Source organism: Candidatus Frankia nodulisporulans (assembly GCF_902806475.1).
Lineage (GTDB): Bacteria > Actinomycetota > Actinomycetes > Frankiales > Frankiaceae > Frankia > Frankia umida.
In genome coordinates this window covers 1-357 of the sequence record NZ_CADCWS010000574.1, presented here as the reverse complement: position 1 = coordinate 357, position 357 = coordinate 1, and the positions used below count along the sequence as shown (strand labels likewise).

1 protein-coding gene is annotated in these 357 nt (G+C 70.0%); it reads right to left on the bottom strand.

Translation table 11 applies throughout. From position 1 onward, the window contains the following. The coding region (locus G6R24_RS21450) for a PPOX class F420-dependent oxidoreductase (protein WP_163550894.1) at nucleotides 1-306 on the bottom strand (306 nt) is incomplete at its 3' end. Nucleotides 307-357: the final 51 nt, after the last annotated feature.

Sequence of the window (357 nt, the reverse complement as noted above, 5' to 3'; positions counted from 1 at the left end):
ATGCGGGGCAGGCGTGGTGATGTCGCGCAGGGCCTGCGCGGTGCCGCGGATCTCCACGCCGCGCACCGACCAGGGGTCCAGCGACGCGATGTCGTCCACCACGTAGGCGACCTGCCCGTTCGCGGCGACGTTGCGGAACTTGCGGGTGTCGCCGAGGTGGTAGCCGTAGATGCTGATCACACCGGTGGCCTCGTCGACGGTATGGCTGACCGGGCTGTTCTGCAGGGTGCCCTCGGGCGCGAGGGTCGCGAGTCGACCGAGACGCTGGGACCGCAGGTACTCGAGCTCGTCCGGAGTGAAGACCATGGTGTGCCTTTCGGGGTGCGGCAGGGTGGCGCGTGGCCTGTGGCGCGTGGT